Annotated in this window: 13 protein-coding genes; 8 read left to right on the top strand and 5 right to left on the bottom strand. The window is 67.4% G+C overall.

Annotation, left to right across the window (positions count from 1 at the left end; all coding sequences use genetic code 11):
* Positions 1 to 123: 123 nt before the first annotated feature.
* The 4 genes from AC5P76_RS00355 to AC5P76_RS00370 all read left to right on the top strand — a co-directional run bounded on the left by AC5P76_RS00355 (position 124) and on the right by AC5P76_RS00370 (position 5636).
* A complete protein-coding gene (locus AC5P76_RS00355; RefSeq protein ID WP_253118298.1) occupies positions 124 to 2865 on the top strand; it encodes a TonB-dependent receptor plug domain-containing protein in 2742 nt (913 codons plus the stop codon).
* Between the two features lie 120 nt (positions 2866 to 2985).
* Complete coding sequence (locus tag AC5P76_RS00360) at positions 2986 to 3183, top strand: zinc-finger domain-containing protein (protein ID WP_053517405.1); 198 nt, start codon at positions 2986 to 2988, stop codon at positions 3181 to 3183.
* Positions 3184 to 3196: 13 nt separating this feature from the next.
* Positions 3197 to 4312, top strand: a complete 1116-nt coding sequence (locus AC5P76_RS00365; protein ID WP_065181722.1) for a glycosyltransferase — start codon at positions 3197 to 3199, stop codon at positions 4310 to 4312.
* Positions 4293 to 5636: an O-antigen ligase family protein gene (locus tag AC5P76_RS00370; RefSeq protein WP_495222581.1), complete on the top strand. Its 1344-nt coding sequence runs from the start codon at positions 4293 to 4295 to the stop codon at positions 5634 to 5636. Before AC5P76_RS00365 ends, AC5P76_RS00370 begins: the two co-directional genes overlap by 20 nt.
* Before the next feature lie 27 nt (positions 5637 to 5663).
* Here AC5P76_RS00370 and AC5P76_RS00375 read toward each other — a convergent pair whose 3' ends face one another.
* Positions 5664 to 6581: an LpxL/LpxP family Kdo(2)-lipid IV(A) lauroyl/palmitoleoyl acyltransferase gene (locus tag AC5P76_RS00375; protein ID WP_253118300.1), complete on the bottom strand. Its 918-nt coding sequence runs from the start codon at positions 6579 to 6581 to the stop codon at positions 5664 to 5666.
* A 60-nt stretch (positions 6582 to 6641) separates the two neighbouring features.
* Between AC5P76_RS00375 and waaA the strand changes: the two genes are divergently transcribed.
* Together waaA and AC5P76_RS00385 are read left to right on the top strand one after the other, a co-directional pair.
* On the top strand, positions 6642 to 7940 hold the full coding sequence (waaA, locus tag AC5P76_RS00380) for a lipid IV(A) 3-deoxy-D-manno-octulosonic acid transferase (RefSeq protein ID WP_111186158.1): 1299 nt from the start codon (positions 6642 to 6644) through the stop codon (positions 7938 to 7940).
* Between the two features lie 214 nt (positions 7941 to 8154).
* Complete coding sequence (locus tag AC5P76_RS00385; protein WP_253118301.1) at positions 8155 to 9354, top strand: amino acid transporter; 1200 nt, start codon at positions 8155 to 8157, stop codon at positions 9352 to 9354.
* A 72-nt stretch (positions 9355 to 9426) separates the two neighbouring features.
* Here the strand turns inward: AC5P76_RS00385 and AC5P76_RS00390 are convergent, their stop codons facing one another.
* The 3 genes from AC5P76_RS00390 to AC5P76_RS00400 form a co-directional block, all read right to left on the bottom strand.
* Positions 9427 to 10785, bottom strand: coding sequence for a TolC family outer membrane protein (locus tag AC5P76_RS00390; RefSeq protein WP_065175111.1), 1359 nt, complete (start codon positions 10783 to 10785; stop codon positions 9427 to 9429).
* A 16-nt stretch (positions 10786 to 10801) separates the two neighbouring features.
* Positions 10802 to 11449 (bottom strand): protein-L-isoaspartate O-methyltransferase family protein, encoded by a 648-nt coding sequence (locus AC5P76_RS00395; RefSeq protein ID WP_053520104.1) that lies wholly within the window; start codon positions 11447 to 11449, stop codon positions 10802 to 10804.
* A gap of 140 nt (positions 11450 to 11589) precedes the next feature.
* On the bottom strand, positions 11590 to 12267 hold the full coding sequence (locus AC5P76_RS00400; RefSeq protein ID WP_065175109.1) for a TetR/AcrR family transcriptional regulator: 678 nt from the start codon (positions 12265 to 12267) through the stop codon (positions 11590 to 11592).
* Between the two features lie 114 nt (positions 12268 to 12381).
* Between AC5P76_RS00400 and AC5P76_RS00405 the strand changes: the two genes are divergently transcribed.
* Together AC5P76_RS00405 and AC5P76_RS00410 are read left to right on the top strand one after the other, a co-directional pair.
* Positions 12382 to 13512: an efflux RND transporter periplasmic adaptor subunit gene (locus tag AC5P76_RS00405; RefSeq protein ID WP_253118302.1), complete on the top strand. Its 1131-nt coding sequence runs from the start codon at positions 12382 to 12384 to the stop codon at positions 13510 to 13512.
* 4 nt (positions 13513 to 13516) lie between these two features.
* The gene (locus tag AC5P76_RS00410; RefSeq protein ID WP_053520101.1) at positions 13517 to 16678 is read left to right on the top strand and encodes an efflux RND transporter permease subunit; all 3162 of its coding nucleotides are present in this window, start codon (positions 13517 to 13519) and stop codon (positions 16676 to 16678) included.
* 187 nt (positions 16679 to 16865) lie between these two features.
* Here the strand turns inward: AC5P76_RS00410 and AC5P76_RS00415 are convergent, their stop codons facing one another.
* Positions 16866 to 17771 (bottom strand): LysR family transcriptional regulator, encoded by a 906-nt coding sequence (locus tag AC5P76_RS00415; protein ID WP_053520100.1) that lies wholly within the window; start codon positions 17769 to 17771, stop codon positions 16866 to 16868.
* Positions 17772 to 17777 lie beyond the last annotated feature (6 nt).

Here is a 17777-nt window from a genome sequence, read left to right on the forward strand (position 1 = left end):
TGCATGCCCTGATCCGGGCGGGCGGCCTGCGCTTGCTGCTGCTGCCCGTCACCACCGTCCATCCACGACCCTCCCGTCCGTCCCCCACCGGCAGGACCGTCATCCGTCTCTGGAGAGCGCTTGATGAAACCCAGGTTGCTGTCGTTGTTGATGTCTTCGCTGCTGCTGTCGCCGCTGGCCGTGCAGGCCCAGTCCTCCAACGCAGGGGAGGGCGCCGATCCGCCGCGTACGCGCGACCTGGATGCGGTCACGGTGACCGGGTCGCTCATTCCGCGCGCGCAGGTGGAAGGCCCCTCACCGGTGACGACCATCACCGCCGAGCAGATCCAGGCGCAGGGTTTCACCACGGTGTTCGATGCGCTGCGCTCACTGCCGGTCTCCAATGGGTCGGTGCAGGATTCCCAGGGAACCGGCTTCTACACTCCGGGCGCCAAGACCATCAGCCTGTTCGGTCTGGACCCCAGCTACACCCTTACCCTCATCAACGGGCGGCCGATCAACAGCTATCCGCTGGCCTACAACGGCAACACCAGCATCGCCGACATTGCCAACATCCCGCTGGGCATGGTCGAACGCATCGATGTGCTCACCGGTGGCCAGTCCTCGGTGTATGGCTCCTCGGCCGTGGCCGGCGTAGTCAACATCGTGCTGAAAGACCGCGTGGAAGGCACCCATCTGCGCTACCGCGTCGGTGGTTACAGCCAGGGCGGCGGTTCCAGCCAGCGCTTCAGCGCCAGCAGTGGACAGACCTTCGGCAACCTCGATATCAGCTACGGGCTGGAATACATCAACCAGAAGGCGATCTACGCCTTCGACCGCAGCCGCATCGACAGCGTCAACGACAACCCGACCGGGCCGCAGGATCCGTCGCGCAGCTTCCTGCGTATGCGCCAGGGGCCCAACGCCTACATCGACCCGGGCGCGGCCACCTGCGCGCCGCTGTCGAATCTGTTCGGTGGCAGCACCGTGTACGCGCACCGCGACATTTCCGGCGGTGGCTACTACTGCGGCACCCCCGACAACGTCGGCACCGCGTCGCTGTACAACGCCAGCCAGGACGTCAACGCGACCACCTTCCTGCGTTATCACCTCAGCCCGGATACCGAGTTGTACTCGGACATCCTGTTCGGCTTCAGCCGGCCGACCTACAGCGGTGGCAGCCCGTTCTGGAACAAGACCTTCTACAACCGCACCAGCGGCCAGTACGAGCAGTGGCAGCGCATCTACGCGCCCGAGGAAGTCGGCCTGGATGCCAAGGACCAGCGCGTCTACACGCGATCGCTGAACGTCACCGCCGGCGTGCGTGGCGTGCTGGGCAGCTTCGACTACGACGTCTACGTCAACCGTTCCAGCACCGATGTCACCCGCAAATCCACCGACTTCCTCGCCCGGAACGGCGTGGACGATTACTACCTGGGGCCGATGCTGGGCATGCAGGATGGCTACGAGGTCTACGCCCCGGACCTGTCGCGCCTGTACCAGCCGATCACCCGCGACCAGTACGACAGCTTCAGCGGCCTCAACCGTGCTGCATCCAGCGCGTCGCGCACGGCAGTGACGGCACTGCTGACCCATCGTTCGCTGTTCACCCTGCCGGCCGGCGACGTCGGTTTCGCGCTGATCGCCCAGGGCCAGCGCGAGAAGTTCTTCAACCAGTCGGCCGATCCCGATGCCGGTGTGCTGTTCCGCGGGCAGACCGCCGGCACCTCGGCGCAGGGCCAGCGGGATCTGTACGCGCTGGGTGCGGAACTGCAGGTGCCGATCATCGATACCTTCAGCGCCAACCTGTCCGGCCGCTACGACAAGTACGCCCTGCAGGGCGGTGGCGGCAACGGCAAGGCGACCTGGAAGCTTGGCCTGGAGTACCGGCCGATCGAATCGCTGCTGCTGCGTGGCAGCTACGCCACTGCGTTCCGTTCGCCGGACATGTTCTACCTGTTTTCCCGCGAGAGCAGCGGCTATACCACCAACACCGACCTCTACCAGTGCCGGCAGGCCGGTTACACCTCCGACAACTTCGATGACTGCGAGCAGTCCGGATTGGCGGTGTTGTCTTCCAGTACCGGCAACCGCGATCTGAAGGACATCACTGCACGCACGTTCACCTATGGTGCGGTGTGGTCGACACTGGACAACGCGCTGACGTTGTCGGTGGACTACAACTCGGTGGTGATCGAGAACGAAGTGCGCATTCTCGGCACCGACAGCATCCTTGACACCGAGGCCAACTGCCGGCTGGGCGTATCGGAGAACGGGCAGACCCGCTTCGACATCACCTCGCCCACCTGCCAGCAGGTCCTGGGCCAGGTGCAGCGCAAGCCGGCTACCGATCCGCTCAACCCCAACGGTGTGGACAAGGTGTTCTCCTACCCGATCAACATCGCCAGCCAACGCCAGACCGGTGTGCAGGCAGCGCTGGACTATCGCTGGGGTACCTCCTCGGTGGGAGATTTCACGGTCAACGCGGGCTACTACCGCCCGCTCAAGCACACCACCCAGGACAAGGAAGGCGATCCGGTCTACGACCAGTTGTGCTGCGGCAATTCCAATGAACTGCAGTACCGGGCCACGCTGGGCATGAACTGGAAGCGCGGGCCGTTCAGCGCCAGTGCGTTCGGCGTGCGCAACGCGCCCACCTGGGACAGCCGTGGCGAGCAGCGCAACATCGGCCCGTGGACCACCTGGAACGCCACGGTCGGCTACCGCATCAATGACCTGGCCAGCCTGCTGCTGACGGTCAACAACCTGACCGACGAGATGCCGCCGATCGACCGCAGCAACGGCAACTGGCCGTACTACGACCAGGGCATCTACAACGCCTATGGCCGCTCGGCCTTCCTGGAGCTGTCGCTGGACTTCCAGTAGGCCGGGCGCTGGCAGGTCCCGGCTGTCAGGGGGCGGGGGCCAGGAAAGGACAGGGGCGGCCGGGTCGCCGCCCCAGGTGCTAGAATCGCAGGCCTCGCAATCCGTTCATCGACATCCGCCATGAGCCATACCGCCACCGCGCCCGCCAACGCCGAGAAGCGCTACACCGTGCACCGCAGCGACCTGCCGCTGAGCTGCCCGACCCCGGAGATGGCGCTGTGGAACTCGCATCCGCGGGTCTACCTGGCGATCGAAGACGAACCCAACGGTGAAGCGCAGTGCCCGTACTGCGGTTCCGTGTTCGTACTGGCTGACTGAACGGCCTTCACCGATGCGTCGACTGACCGTGGTGCAGTTGCTGCCGGCGCTGCACTCCGGCGGCGTCGAGCGCTCGACCCTGGAAATCGCGTCGGCACTGGTGGCAGCCGGCCATCGCGCGCTGGTGGTGTCTGCCGGTGGCCGCCTCGTTGAACCGCTGCTGGCCAGCGGTGCCGAGCATCTCACCCTCGATATCGGCCGCAAGTCGCTGCTGACCCTGCGTCATCTGCCGACCCTGCGTCGCCTGTTCGCCGAGGTCGGCGCCGATATCGTGCACGCCCGCTCGCGCCTGCCCGCGTGGCTGGGGCTGTATGCGATCCGGGCGATGCCGCAGGCGCAGCGGCCGCACTGGGTAACCACCGTGCACGGGCTGAACTCGCCCAGCCGCTACAGCGCGGTGATGACCAGCGGCGAGCGGGTGATCTGTGTCTCCAACAGCGTGCGCGAATACGTGCAGCGCCACTATCCGACCGTGCCGGAGGACCACCTGCGGGTGATCCCGCGTGGTGTCGATGTCAGTCAGTTCCCGCGGGTGGCGCGCGGTGATCGCCGGCCGCGCCTGTCGCTGGTGGCGGACTACCCGTGGCTGGCCGGGGTGGACGGGCCGCTTCTGCTGCTGCCGGGCCGTGGCACGCGCCTGAAGGGGCACGCGCATGCGCTGCAGCTGCTGGCCGACGTCCGCGCTGCCGGCGTGCCGGCGCAGCTGTGGATGCTGGGCACCGACGAGCCGGGGCGCGAAGCCTATGTGGCCGACCTGCGCCGCCAGGCCGCCACGCTCGGCATCGCAGACGCGGTCCACATCAGCACGCCGACCGCCCGCATTGCCCAGGCCTATGCCGCCAGCGATCTGGTGCTGCAGCTGTCCGACAAGCCCGAAGCCTTCGGCCGTACCGTGGTGGAAGCACTGTCGGTGGGCCGACCGGTGCTCGGCTGGAACCACGGTGGGGTGGGCGAACTGCTGCAGCAGCTCCAGCCCACCGGTGCGGTGCCGCTGGGAGATGCGCAGGCACTGGGTGAACGTGCGCTGGCCCTTCTGGCGCAGCCGCCATCGTTGCCGGGCCGTATCCCGTTTACCCTGCAGGCCATGCAGCGCGATACCCTCCGTCTCTATGCCGACCTCGCAGGCTGACACCGCAGCCGTCCTGCGCGATGAACGCGCCGGGCGCTGGGCGCCCTGGTGGGTGCTTGCCTACGTGGCGTTGTGGCCGCTGCCAGGCATCGCCGAGACCGTCCTGGGCCTGGGCGCGATCTATGCCGCAGTGCGCATGGTCATCCGCCGCCTGCAGCGCCGGCCGCATCTGCTGAGCCCGGCGGCCTGGGCGCTGACCTCGATCCTGTTCCTCGGCTACTGGTTGCCGCAGGCATTTTCCGCATTCGATGCGATCGACCCGTCGGCCTCGTGGACCAAGGCGGCAGCAGGCCTGCGCTACCTGCCCTTCATGTGGCTGGTAGCGATCGCAGTGGCCACGCCGGAGCGGCGCAGACTCACCCTGGGTGGACTGGCGGTGATCACCGGCGCCTGGACGCTGGATGCGCTGGTACAGGCGGTGGCCGGCACCAGCCCATGGTTCTGGTCGCTGGAGCAGCTCAAACTGGCAATCAGCGGGCGTGCGCTGTGCCCGGTCGATGAAGCGGCGTTGGCCGACCGGCTCAGTGGCGTACTGGGCCCGTGCAACCTGAAATTCGGCCAGGTGCTGGCCAGCCTGTCGCCGTTCCTGCTGCTGCCGCTGGCGCGCCGCTTCGGTGCTGCCGGCTGGCTGCTGGCCGCTGCGGCCCTCGGCAGTGTGTTGCTGCTGGCCGGCTCACGCGCCTCGTGGATCACCTTCGCGCTCGTGCTGGCCTACAGCGGCATGCGCCAGTTCGGCTGGAAGCGGCTGGCGCTGTTGGCGATGGTCGGGGTCCTGGGGGCCGGGGTCCTGGTTGCCAGCGTGCCGCAGCTGCGCGAGCGCGTGCTGCGCACGACGATGGCCTGGGAGGGGGACGAGACGGGCGTCGACCAGGCGTTGTCCGGGCGTGCGCGGATCTGGAGCGCAGCGGCCTGCATGATCGAAGCACATCCGATCAACGGTGTCGGCGCGCGTGGCTTCCGCGACGCGTATCCCGCCTGCGTCGCAGGGGAGGGAACCGCGGTGTGGGGCGCGGAACCGGCCCTGCACGCGCACCAGATCGTGCTGGAGATCGTGGCCGAGACCGGTGTGCTGGGCCTGCTGTTGTGGCTGGCCGCCGTGGCACAGGCCTGGCGGGCGTGGCGCTTCGCACCGACCGCGGCCCGCGAGCGGGCGCGGCCGGCGATGTTGGCGCTGGCAGTCACCGTGTTCCCGCTCAACACCCACCTGGCGTTCTACTCTGCGTTCTGGGGTGGGCTGACCGTGCTGCTGGCGGCGCTGTTCGCCGGCAGCCTGCTGGCGCGTGACGCGGATGACTCACCACGCGCGATGGAAACGGGCAGGTAATCCGGGCGGATCGAGGCGTGCCTGGGTCTACTTGTAGAAGTCGCTGCGCCCGCCGGGCTGGCGCTTGAAGCGGCGATGGATCCACAGGTACTGGTCAGGGGCTTCGCGCACCATCTCTTCGATCGCCTGGTTGACGCGCGCGGTATCGGCTTCCACATCCTCGCTCGGGAAGTTCTCCAGCGGCGCGCCGATCTTCAGGAAGTACTTCCCGCCTTCGCGGCGGTGGAAGTACGGAATGACCGCGCAACCGGTCATCCGCGCCAGCTGGTGGGTGGCGGTGATGGTGGCGGCGGTGTGGCCGAAGAACGGAACGAACACGGTGTCCTTGCCACGCATGTCCTGGTCGGGGGCATACCAGAGGAAGCCGCCCTTCTTCAGGTGGCGCACGGTGGCGCGGATGTCCTCGTTGGCGAACATCGCCTTGGCATAGCGCAGGCGGCCGAACTTCACCGCCCACTCGTACACCGGATTCTTGTGTTTACGGTACATGCCGGACAGGTCGACGTAGTCGCACAGCAGGCGGCCGCACATCTCCAGGGTCATGAAGTGCCCGGACACCAGCAGCACGCCGCGACCCTCGGCCTGCATCTGCCGCAGGTGCTCCAGCCCTTCGATCTGCACCTGCGGGCGGATGCTGTCGATGCTGCCCCACCAGGCACGGATGCACTCGAACACGCCCACGCCCAGGGCATCGAAGCTGTCGCGAACCAACCGCTTGCGCCAGGCAACGTCCTTTTCCGGGAAACACAGTGCGAGATTGACCTCGGCTGCACGGCGACGGCTGCCGGCCAGGCGCCAGGCGATCGACCCCACCCCGCGACCGAGGGCGCGCTGCAGCATCCACGGCAGGCGGGCGATGGCGAAAGCGCCGTACATGGCGGCGAACATCGGCCAGTTGCGGGGATCGCGCAGTGACGGGCGGACGGCAGTGGAGGCATCGGACATGGCGCCATTCTAGCAATCCGGCTGCGTGTCTTTCCCGGGGGTGTCCCGTATCCTTGCCGCATGCGCAAAGACCCTGTCGAATGGATCCTGCGCGGCCTGTATTCGGTCGTGCTCTACATCCTGCTGCCGATCACCGTGTACCACCTGGTCTGGCGCGGCTTCCGGGTCCGTGAGTATTTCCGCCGCTGGGACGAGCGCTACGCCTCCTATCCCCAGCCCAGCGGCCAGCCACGGGTCTGGCTGCATGCGGTCTCGGTGGGCGAGGTCAACGCCGCCGCGCCGCTGGTCAACGCCCTGCGCCAGCAGCGCCCGGATATCCGCTGGGTCATCACCACCATCACCCCCACCGGCTCCGAGCGCGTGCGCGCGCTGTGGGGCGATGCGCTGGACCACGTCTACCTGCCGTATGACGTGCCCGGCAGCGTCAACCGTTTCCTCGGCCACTTCCAGCCCAGCCTGGCGCTGATCCTGGAAACCGAGCTGTGGCCGAACATGCTGTTCGGCTGCCGTGACCGCGACATTCCGGTCTACATCCTCAATGCCCGCCTGTCGGCCCGCTCGCTGCGTGGCTACCGGCTGCTGGCCGCGCTGATCCGCCGCGCGCTGCGCACGGTGACGTGCGTGGCAGCCCAGTCGCAGGACGACGCAGAGCGCTTCGTGCAGCTGGGGGCGGCGCCTGACCAGGTGCAGGCACTGGGCAACCTCAAATTCGACATCGCCACGCCGGACGTGCAGGCCTTCATCGAACAGTTCCACGCACGGGTGCCGGACACGCGACCGGTCTGGATCGCGGCCAGTACCCATGATGGCGAAGAGCAGGCGGTGATCGAACTGCACCGGCGCCTGCGCCAGCACCATCCGGACCTGCTGCTGCTGTGGGCACCCCGGCATCCCGAGCGCTTCCCGAAGGTGGAGGCGCTGGCGCGCGAGCAGGGCTGGAACGTGGCGACCCGCCGTGCGCAGCAGTGGCCGTCCGCCGATACCGATGCCTTCATCATCGACACCCTCGGCGAACTGATGCCGTTCTATGGCTGTGCGCAGGTCGCTTTCGTCGGCGGCAGCCTGCAGCCGATCGGTGGCCACAACCTGCTGGAGCCGGCGGCGATGGGCACTGCCGCGGTGACCGGTCCGCACCTGCACAATTTCTCGGAGATCTCGCGGCGCATGCGCGAGGCCGGTGCGCTGTTGATCGGCGAAGACGTGCAGGCGGTCGGCGGTCTGCTGCAGCACCTGCTGGAGGATCCGCAGGCCCGCGAGGACATGGCGCACGCTGGATGCACGCTGGTCAGCAATGGGCGCGGCGCGCTGCAGCGGACGCTGGCGCTGGTGGCCCCGCACCTGCCACCGCCCCGCGGCTGAGCCGCACGCGGCGCGCTTGCCGCCGTACTGTCGCGATCAACTGGATTAAGCCTGCTTGACGGCCATCGTTCTGTCGTCGCAGGACCGATTGCCGACGCCGCAACGTGCCTCGGATCACACCTCGCGGCATGCAGATGCAAATTGACTATCGATTGCCAACACAGGCTGCCAGCCTGATGTCGACCGTGCTTGGACGGCATCAAGGGAGCTTGAGATGAGCGGCAGCGATGGCCATCGGCTTGGAATGGATCATCTGGGCGTGATCCTGATGACGTTGCTGCTCGGTGGCAGTGTCATCGCACGGGTCGGTCAGTACACGGCGGCGCAGGCGGGGCCGGCCGTCGTTCTCAGTCTGCTGCTCGCAGCCCTCGGTGCGGCGCTGGTGCTGGCACGCCTGTACAGGGTGGTGACGCAGGCGGATATGGCCGATGGCCTGGATGGCCTGCATGGCCTGCTGGTGGCCGGCTGGGGGCGGTGGATTGCCCGCGTGCTGTGCCTGGCGTTGTTGCTGGAGTGCACGGCGACGCTGGCGGGTGCGGCGCAGTCCGGGGCTGGCCATCTGCATGCGGCACTGGCGGCGGCGAGCGCATCCAGCGCCGGTACGCTGCCGGTGCAGGTGACGGCCGCTGCAGGCCTGCTGCTGTTGGGAGCCGCCGCGCTGATGCGACCGTCGCGCACCGTGCTGCTGGTGTGCGCGCTGTTGACCGTGAAGATCGGCATCGGCGTGCTGCTGCTGGCGCTGGCGGCCCGGTATGTGCACTACGCGCACTGGATCCCATGGGTTCCCCCCGCCACTGCACCGTATCGCTTCGGCCTGGGAGGTGTGCTCGCCGCGGCTGTGCCGCTGCTGGGCATCTTTGCCAGCGCCGGCCTGGCACTGGGCGTTCCCGGGTTGCCTGTTGGCGGGCTGGCGCGACGCCCACTGACGATGCTCATGGTGCTCGTCGCGGCGACGCTGATGCTGATCGCACTGGCCGCACTGCAGGCGGGCCTGGTCGACTATCCAGCGCTGGCCAGCAGCCGGCCCTTGACGGTCGCGCTGCGAAGCCATCCCCAATTGTCCTGGATGTTGCCGTGGCTGCCGCTGGCAGGGTATGCAGGGTTGGCGGCGCTGCAGGTGGTGCTGCTGATGCTGGCGGCACGGCTGGCGCTGCCGCTGTGGCCGCTTGGAAACGAGGGCGACCCACCGGCGGCGTGCGTGGCGACCGTGGCGATCATCCTGTTGGCGACCCTGCTGGCGCTGTGGCTGCCGGCCGGCGTCTTGCCGACGATGCCGGGGCCGGTGGCACTGCTGGTGGTGGCCGCGTTGTGCCTGGGGGGACTCCAGCGGCGCAGCGAGGTGACGCGCTCGCCTGCCGACGCCGTGCTGGGCATGGTGGCAGCGGCGTTGTGCCTGCTGCCGCTCCTGCGCTAGATCCCATCGCGGCTGCACAAACAGAAAAGCCACCCGGTCGGGTGGCTTTCCGTCAACACAGGCGACGACGACTTACTGCGTGGTCGTGGCGGGGTTGCCCGCGTCCTGGGTCAGCAGGCGATTGATGTCCTGCAGTTCGGCCACGTCCAGCGCGCCCAGCGACTGGCTCAGCAGCAGGCGGTTCTGCAGGAAGGTGTAGCGGGCCTGCGCATAGTCCAGCTGTGCCGAGAACAGGATGCGCTGGTTCTGGATCACGTCCAGCACCGTACGGGTACCCACTTCCAGGCCGACCTGCGAGGCGTCGTACGCGCTCTGTGCCGAGACGACGGCCAGGCGGCGCGCTTCCACCTCGCTGATGCCCTGCACCAGGGTCTGGTAGGCATTGCGGGTGTTGCGATCCAGCGCGCGCTTCTGCTGCTCGTAGCCATCCTGGGCGATGTCACGCTGGGCCAGCGCCTGGCGCACGCCGGACTGGGTGGCGCCGCCGGCGAAGATGGGCACGCTGAGGGTCAGGCCGATGCTGTTGGTGCGCGCATCCGGGGACAGCGAACCCGAACCGGTGCTGTCGCCCCAGGTCGCGGTCTTGCCCCAACTGCCGCCCAGCGACAGCGTCGGGTAGTGGGCGCCACGGGCGGCCTGCACGCCGGCCTCGGCCGCGCTGACCTTCAGCTCCTGCGCCTTCAGCGACGGGTTCTGGCTGGTCGCCTGCTGCACCAGTTCATCGATGTTGCCGCGGTTGGCCGGCACTTCGGGACGGAAGTCGGCCGGCAGCCCCTTGAGGTTCAGCACCGGCTGGCCGGTAAGTTCGGTCAGCGCCTGGTAGTTATCGGCCAGGGTGTTCTGCGCGACGATGGTGTTGGCGCGCGCCTGGTCATACTGCGCGCGCGCTTCGTGCACGTCGGTGATCGGCGCCAGGCCCACTTCCAGGCGCTTGTCGGCGAAGTCGAACTGCTTCTTCGCGGCCGCTTCGTTGGTCTGTGCGGCATTCAGCGATTCGATCGCCACCAGCACGTTGAAGTAGGCCGCCGAGGTGCGGACGATCAGGCTGTCGTTGGCCGAATCCAGGGTGAAGTCAGCCGCCTTGCTCAGTTCGCGCTGCGAGCGCAGGTTGTTGATCTGCGTCCAGTTGAACAGGGTCTGCGAACCGTCGATCGTGTAGTTGCGGCGCTTGCTGCTGACCGTGCCGGTATTGGCATCGGCGTTGGCTTCGCTGCGTGTGCGGTTCAGCGTGGCCTGGCCGTTGATCTGCGGAAGCAGGGCAGCGCGCGCCTGCACGGCGCCTTCCTTGTCGTACAGCCGGGTGGATTCGGCGGCCGACAGCTGCGGATCGCCGTTGCGCGCCATCTCGTAGACCTGCAACAGGTCAGCGGCATGGGCAGACAACGGCAGCAGGGCAGTGGCCAGCGCAACAGCGAGGGATCGGCGGATCATTGCGGCTTCCTTGGACTCAGAGGTGGAACTGGGGTGCCGGGGCGGCACCGCGCAGGTAATCGATATCGGTCTCGAACAGGGATTCGGTGCTGCCATCGGCCTTGATCAGAAGCGCTTCCATCGCCGGCGAACGGCCCTGGATCACGAACAGGCGACCACCCGGACGCAGCCACGAGGCGAACTGTGACGGCACCACGTTGACAGCACCAGTGACACAGATCACGTCAAAGCGACGTTCGGTCTGCCACGCCAGCGCGTCAGCCACTTCCACACGGACGTTGGTACCCAGGCCGGAGGCATCCAGCCGCGCACGCGCGGCGGTCGCCAGTTCCGGGTCGATCTCCAGGCTCAGCACGTCGCGCGCCAGCGCGCCGATGCAGGCGGCCAGGAAGCCGCTGCCCGTGCCGATCTCCAGCACTTCGTCACCCGGTTGCAGGTCCAGCGCCTGCAGGGTACGGCCCTCGATGACGGGCTTCATCATCTTCTGGCCATTGCCGATCGGCAGTTCAACATCGGCGTAGGCCAGTGCCCGGTGCGCGTCGGCGACAAAGGCCTCGCGCGGCAGGCGGGCCAGGACGTCGAGCACCTTGATGTCCAGCACGTCCCAGGGACGGATCTGCTGTTCCACCATCAGTTCGCGGGCGTGGGCGTAATCAATCGTCATGAGGTTCAAATCCAGCGCAGTGGGCCGGCCATTTTACCGGTGCCGGAGGCCGGCGGCGCGCCCAGAGCATCCGCTGCCGGGGGGCCGGGGTCGCAGTGCCGGAAGTCATCGCGACCACCGGTTCGTTCAGCTTTGCCGTTTCAGCCGGTTCCGGCTCCTCCGGGCGCATAGGCGCGCAGGAAGAAGTCGACGCTGGCCGCCACGTGGGTGACAGGATCGATCTCCACCGATGACAGTGGCATGCCGCACATCATATGCATGTGCACTTCACCCTTGACCAGGGTCAGGAACTGCTGCCCGGCCAGGTGATGGTCGGGAATCTGCAGCTCGCCCCGCTCGCTGCGCGAGCGCAGGAAGTCGGCCAGCGCCTCGCAGGTGCGCTCGGGCCCGGCCTGCCAGAACAGCTCACGCAGGCGTTCGTCGGTCTCCGGGGCCATCATCACCCGTTGGATCGAGATCGCCGCGTCGGAGGTGATCAGCTTGAAGAAGGCCAGGCCGATCCCGATCAGCTGGTCTCGCAGTGGCCCTTCGGCGTCGGCCACGAACAGCGCATCCGGCAGCATCTCGATGCATTTGGACTGCACGGCCTCGGAGAACAGGGTCTCCTTGTCGCCGAAATGGCTGTACACCGTCAGCTTCGACACGCCCGCCTGGGCAGCGATGCTGTCCATGCTCACACCGGTATAGCCCTGTTCGATGAACAGGGTCTTGGCCGCCTCGAGGATCGCCGCGCGCTTGCCAAGATCCTTGGGACGCCCGGGTCCGGCGGCCTTGGCAGCAGGCTTGGCCGACGGCTTGCGGGAAGTGGAAGAACTCATTGCGGTAATACTAGACCAAGCGGTTCGATATTTATACTATACCGGCCAGTTTACTAAATTGGGCCGGACGTTGCGGCTCCCCTGCTGAACTCAGTGTTGTCAGGACGTTGACCGATGAAGATCGTGCGCTGGATGGGCGGTATCGTGTGGGTGGCTGCGTTGGCAGCCTGTTCGGGACAGGAGCAGGCGCCACCGGCGGCCGTGCCGGTGCTGGTGGTGCATCCCGGCGAGCAGGTCGGGCAGGCGCCGGCGGCGTTTCCCGGTACGGTCCGGGCACGCCGGGAGAGCCCGCTGTCGTTCCGCGTCGGCGGCAACCTGGTCAAGCGCCACGTGGACGCCGGCCAACGGGTGAAGAAGGGGGACGTGCTGGCCGAGCTGGATGTCGCCGACTTCGCCCTGCAGGCGCGTGCCTCGCAGGCGCAGCTGGCTGCGGCCGAAGCCGATCTGGTACGTGCCCGCGACGATCTCAAGCGCTACCAGGTGCTGGCCGACCAGCAGCTGGTCAGTCGCTCGCAGCTGGATCAGCAGTCTGCCGCGTTCAAGGCCGCGCAGGGCCAGGCCAACGCGGCCCGGGCCAACCTGGACGTGCTGCGCAACCAGGCCGGCTACGCCCAGCTGCGTGCGCCGGCCGATGGTGTGATCGCCAGCCGTGAGGCGGAAGCCGGGCAGGTGGTGGCCGCGGGCCAGACCATCTTCAACCTGGCCGCAGACGGTGGCCGCGAAGTGCTGATCGACCTGCCGGAAGCCACCATCCGCGACTACGCGGTAGGCCAGCCGGTGGAAGTGGAGTTGTGGAACCGCCCGGGGCAGCGCCTGCCCGGCACGATCCGCGAGATCGCCGCCGCCGCCGATCCGCAGGCGCGGACCTACGCAACCCGGGTCAGCCTGCCCGCCGATGCACTGGCCGATGTCGAGCTGGGGCAGAGCGCGCGCGTGTTCAGCAGCGCCGGCCGCCACGGCACCCTGCAGCTGCCGATGGCCGCTCTCCAGCGCGGTGCAGGTGGCGCAACCAGTGTGTGGGTGGTGGACCCGGCCAGCAGCACGTTGAAATCGGTCACCGTCAGCACGGGCGCCTATGGCATCGACGCCGTGCCGGTGCTGTCCGGCGTGGACGCCGACGACTGGGTGGTGGCTGCGGGCGGCCATCTGCTGCGATCCGGCCAGCAGGTCGTGGCGGTGGACCGGCAGAATCGCCCGGTGCTGAAGCCCGCAGCGCCGGCTGCCGCACCGAAGGCGAAGGAGTAAGCCTGTGCGCCGTTTCAATCTATCCGAATGGGCGCTGGGCAACCGCGCGCTGGTGCTGTTCGCCATGCTCGCCTTCGCCCTCATCGGCGCCTGGTCGTACAAGCATCTGGGCCAGTCCGAGGATCCGCCGTTCACCTTCAAGGTGATGGTGGTACGCACGATGTGGCCGGGCGCGACCGCCGAGCAGGTCTCGCGCCAGGTGACCGAGCCGATCGAGAAGGCGCTGCTCAACACCGGGCAGTACGAGTTCATCCGCTCCTACTCGCGCCCGGGCGAGTCGCAGGTGATCTTCGCGGCCAAGGACAGCCTGCGCTCCAAGGCCATTCCGGACCTGTGGTACCAGGTGCGCAAACGCGTGGGCGACATCAAGCCGAACCTGCCGCGCGAAATCGTCGGTCCGTTCTTCAACGATGAGTTCGGCGACACCTTCGGCAACATCTACGCGCTGACCGGGCAGGGCTTCGACTACGCCGTGATGCGTGACTACGCCGATCGCATCCAGCTGGAACTGCAGCGGGTGCCGGACGTGGGCAAGATCGAGCTGCAGGGCCTGCAGGACGAGAAGGTCTGGATCGAGCTGTCCAACACCAAGCTGGCCACGCTGGGCGTGTCGCTGCAGCAGGTGCAGCAGGCGCTGGCCGACCAGAACGCGATCAGCGCCACCAGCTTCTTCGAGACCCCGACCGATCGCGTGCAGCTGCGCGTGACCGGCCAGTTCCAGAGCATCGATGACATCCGTCGCTTCCCGATCCAGGCCGGCGACCGCACGGTGCACCTGGGCGATATCGCCGAGATCAAGCGCGGCTTCGCCGATCCGGCGTCGCCGAAGATGCGCTTCATGGGTGAGGATGCGATCGGCATTGCGGTCGCGATGAAAGACGGCGGCGACATCCTGAAGCTGGGCTCCACGCTGGATGCCGAGTTCGAGCGCCTGCAGAAGACGCTGCCGGCGGGCATGCACCTGCGCAAGGTCTCCGACCAGCCGCATGCGGTGGAAGAGTCGGTGGGTGAGTTCGTGCAGGTGCTGACCGAAGCGGTGGTGATCGTGCTGCTGGTGAGCTTCTTCTCGCTGGGCCTGCGTACGGGCCTGGTGGTGGGCGTGACCATTCCGCTGGTGCTGGCGATGACCTTCTTCGTCATGCACTACTTCGATATCGGCTTGCACAAGATCTCGCTGGGCGCGCTGGTGCTGGCGCTGGGCCTGCTGGTGGACGATGCGATCATCGCGGTGGAGATGATGGCCACCAAGATGGAACAGGGCTACGACCGCCTGCGCGCGGCCAGCTTCGCCTGGGAATCCACGGCGTTCCCGATGCTCACCGGTACGCTGATCACGGCGGCAGGTTTCCTGCCGATCGCCACGGCGGCGTCAAGCACCGGTGAGTACACCCGTTCGCTGTTCCAGGTGGTGACCATCGCGCTGGTGGTGTCATGGATTGCGGCGGTGCTGTTCATTCCGTACCTGGGTGACAAGATGCTGCCGGATCTGTTCAATCCGCAGCTGCCCAAGCCGGACAGCCTGGCCGGTCGCTGGCGTGCGAAGCGCCTGGCCTGGGCCGATCGCCATCCGGCGCTGCTGCGCTGGGTCGCACCGAAGGAGCATGCACACGACCACGATCCGTACCAGCGGCCGTTCTACACGCGTTTCCGCCGTTTCCTGGACATGTGCCTGCGCCACCGCTGGTGGGTGATCGCAGCAACGGTGGCCCTGTTCGTGTTCTCGCTGCTGATGTTCCGCTTCGTGCCGCAGCAGTTCTTCCCGGATTCGACCCGCCCGGAACTGATGGTGGATATCGAACTGGCTGAAGGCGCGTCTCTGCAGGCCACGCAGGCGCAGGCCAGCAAGCTGGAAAAGCTGCTGAAGGGCCGTGAGGGCATCGCCAACTATGTGGCCTATGTGGGTACCGGTTCGCCGCGCTTCTACCTGCCGCTGGACCAGCAGCTGCCGGCGACCAACTTCTCGCAGTTCGTGGTGCTCACCGAAGACGCCAAGGCGCGCGAGGCCACGCGCGATTGGCTGTTGAAGGACGTGATCCCGCAGTTCCCGGATGTGCAGATGCGCGTGACGCGGCTGGAGAACGGTCCGCCGGTGGGCTACCCGGTGCAGCTGCGGATCTCCGGCGAGCACATCGAGCAGGTGCAGGCGATCGCACGCCAGGTACAGGACAAGGTGCGGGAGAACCCGCATGTGATGAACGTGAACCTGGACTGGAGCGAGCCGAGCAAGGTCGTGCGGCTGGTGCTTGACCAGGACCGTGCGCGCGCGCTGGGCGTGAGCAGTGCGCAGGTGAGCCAGCTGCTGGGCACTTCGCTGTCGGGCATGAGCGTGAGCACCTATCGCGAGGGCAATCGCCTGATCGAGATGCTGCTGCGGGGGCCGGAGAACGAGCGCGTGCAGCTGGGCATGCTGGGCAGCCTGGCCATTCCCACCGCCAGTGGCACGTCGGTGACGCTCTCGCAGGTGGCGCGCCTGGAGTACGTGTTCGAGGACGGCATCATCTGGCATCGCAACCGCCTGCCGACCGTGACCGTGCGTGCCGATATCAGTGACGGCAGCCAGGCGCTGGACGTGGTGCAGCAGATCCTGCCGACGCTGGATGGCATCCGCGCTGCACTGCCGAGCGGTTACCTGCTGGAAACCGGCGGAACGGTGGAGGATTCGGCACGTGGCCAGGACTCGATCAAGGCAGGCATGCCGTTGTTCCTGATCGTGGTCGCAACGCTGCTGATGCTGCAGCTGCGCAGCTTCTCGCGTGCCGCGATGGTGCTGGTGACGGCACCGCTGGGCATCATCGGCGCGACCTTGTTCCTGCTGCTGTTCCGTGCACCGTTCGGGTTCGTGGCGCTGCTGGGCACGATCGCGCTGGCCGGCATGATCATGCGCAACTCGGTGATCCTGATCGACCAGATCCAGCAGGACATCGATGCCGGGCATGATCGCTGGCATGCGATCATCGACGCGACGGTACGGCGTTTCCGCCCGATCGTGCTGACCGCCCTGGCGGCGGTGCTGGCGATGATTCCGCTGTCGCGCAGCGCGTTCTATGGCTCGATGGCGATTTCGATCATGGGCGGGTTGATCGTGGGTACCGTGCTGACCCTGGTGTTCCTGCCGGCGCTGTATGCGGCGTGGTTCCGGGTGAAGCCGGATGAATCCGGGGCGTAATGCCCCGGGTTCCAGGGCCGCCGCCTCTGGCAGGTGCCAACCCTGGTTGGCACGGCGCGTTGCATCCACGCATGCTCGCGGGATCTGCTTTCTGTAGAGCCGAGCCATGCTCGGCTGCTCTTTGCGCGATGATGGGATGAGTCGAGCATGGCTCGACTCTACAGAAGCATCCACGCATGGCGTGGATCTACTGCAGTTGCAGGCCGCTCCGCAGCAGTGGCACCAGCCACTCCAGGAATACGTGCACGCGCTGTGCCCGATGCTGCCGATGCGGTTGCAGCAGGGTCACCGGCAACGGTTGTGCGACGTGCCGTGGCATCACTTCCACCAACGTGCCGGACTGCAGCTCGTCCTGCACGTCATAGCGCGGAATCTGCAGCAGTCCCAGTCCGGCCACGCAGCAGGCGATCGAGGCTTCGGCGCTGTTCACCCGCACCCAACCCTGCATGGGCAGCGTGCGCAGCTGGGTTCCGTCCTGCCATTCCCACGGTTCCACCCGCGCGGTCGTCGGCGAGGCGTAGTTCACCGCCCGGTGCTGCTGCAGGTCCGTCGGTTGCTGCGGGACGCCGTACGCGCGCAGGTAGGACGGCGCGGCCACGTTGACGAAGTCCAGCGTGCCCAGCGTGCGCGAAACCAGGCTGGAATCGCCCAGCTGGCCGACCCTCAACACCGCATCGCAGCCTTCCTCGATCAGGTTCACTGCGCGGTCGGTCATGCCCAGATCCACCTCCACCTGCGGGTAACGGGCGAAGAAGTCAGGCAGCGCCGGCGCCACGATGCGCCTGCCGATGCGGCTGGGTACGTCGATCCTCAGCAGGCCGACCGGCTGCGCGTCCTCCTGGCGGAACAGCGATTCGGCATCTTCGACCTCGGCGATCAGGCGCAGGCAGCGGGCGTGGAACACATCGCCATCGTGGGTGGTGGAGACGCGTCGCGTCGAGCGTTGCAACAGGCGCGTACCCAGCCGCTGCTCCAGTTCGGCGACCGCCGCCGATACCGTGGAACGGGGCAGTCCGAGCTGGTCGGCGGCGCGGGTGAAGCTGGCGCACTCCACCACCCGGCTGAAGATGCGGAAGCGGTCGATCCGATCCATTGTTCG

Source organism: Stenotrophomonas sp. YJH_SMC_36 (assembly GCF_059369935.1).

Bases quoted from the DNA above. Each gene is read 5' to 3' on its own strand.
- AC5P76_RS00355 (WP_253118298.1), top strand. From the start codon at position 124: ATGAAACCCAGGTTGCTGTCGTTGTTGATGTCTTCGCTGCTGCTGTCG.
- AC5P76_RS00360 (WP_053517405.1), top strand. From the start codon at position 2,986: ATGAGCCATACCGCCACCGCGCCCGCCAACGCCGAGAAGCGCTACACC.
- AC5P76_RS00365 (WP_065181722.1), top strand. From the start codon at position 3,197: ATGCGTCGACTGACCGTGGTGCAGTTGCTGCCGGCGCTGCACTCCGGC.
- AC5P76_RS00370 (WP_495222581.1), top strand. From the start codon at position 4,293: ATGCCGACCTCGCAGGCTGACACCGCAGCCGTCCTGCGCGATGAACGC.
- AC5P76_RS00375 (WP_253118300.1), bottom strand. From the start codon at position 6,581: ATGTCCGATGCCTCCACTGCCGTCCGCCCGTCACTGCGCGATCCCCGC.
- waaA (WP_111186158.1), top strand. From the start codon at position 6,642: ATGCGCAAAGACCCTGTCGAATGGATCCTGCGCGGCCTGTATTCGGTC.
- AC5P76_RS00385 (WP_253118301.1), top strand. From the start codon at position 8,155: ATGAGCGGCAGCGATGGCCATCGGCTTGGAATGGATCATCTGGGCGTG.
- AC5P76_RS00390 (WP_065175111.1), bottom strand. From the start codon at position 10,785: ATGATCCGCCGATCCCTCGCTGTTGCGCTGGCCACTGCCCTGCTGCCG.
- AC5P76_RS00395 (WP_053520104.1), bottom strand. From the start codon at position 11,449: ATGACGATTGATTACGCCCACGCCCGCGAACTGATGGTGGAACAGCAG.
- AC5P76_RS00400 (WP_065175109.1), bottom strand. From the start codon at position 12,267: ATGAGTTCTTCCACTTCCCGCAAGCCGTCGGCCAAGCCTGCTGCCAAG.
- AC5P76_RS00405 (WP_253118302.1), top strand. From the start codon at position 12,382: ATGAAGATCGTGCGCTGGATGGGCGGTATCGTGTGGGTGGCTGCGTTG.
- AC5P76_RS00415 (WP_053520100.1), bottom strand. From the start codon at position 17,771: ATGGATCGGATCGACCGCTTCCGCATCTTCAGCCGGGTGGTGGAGTGC.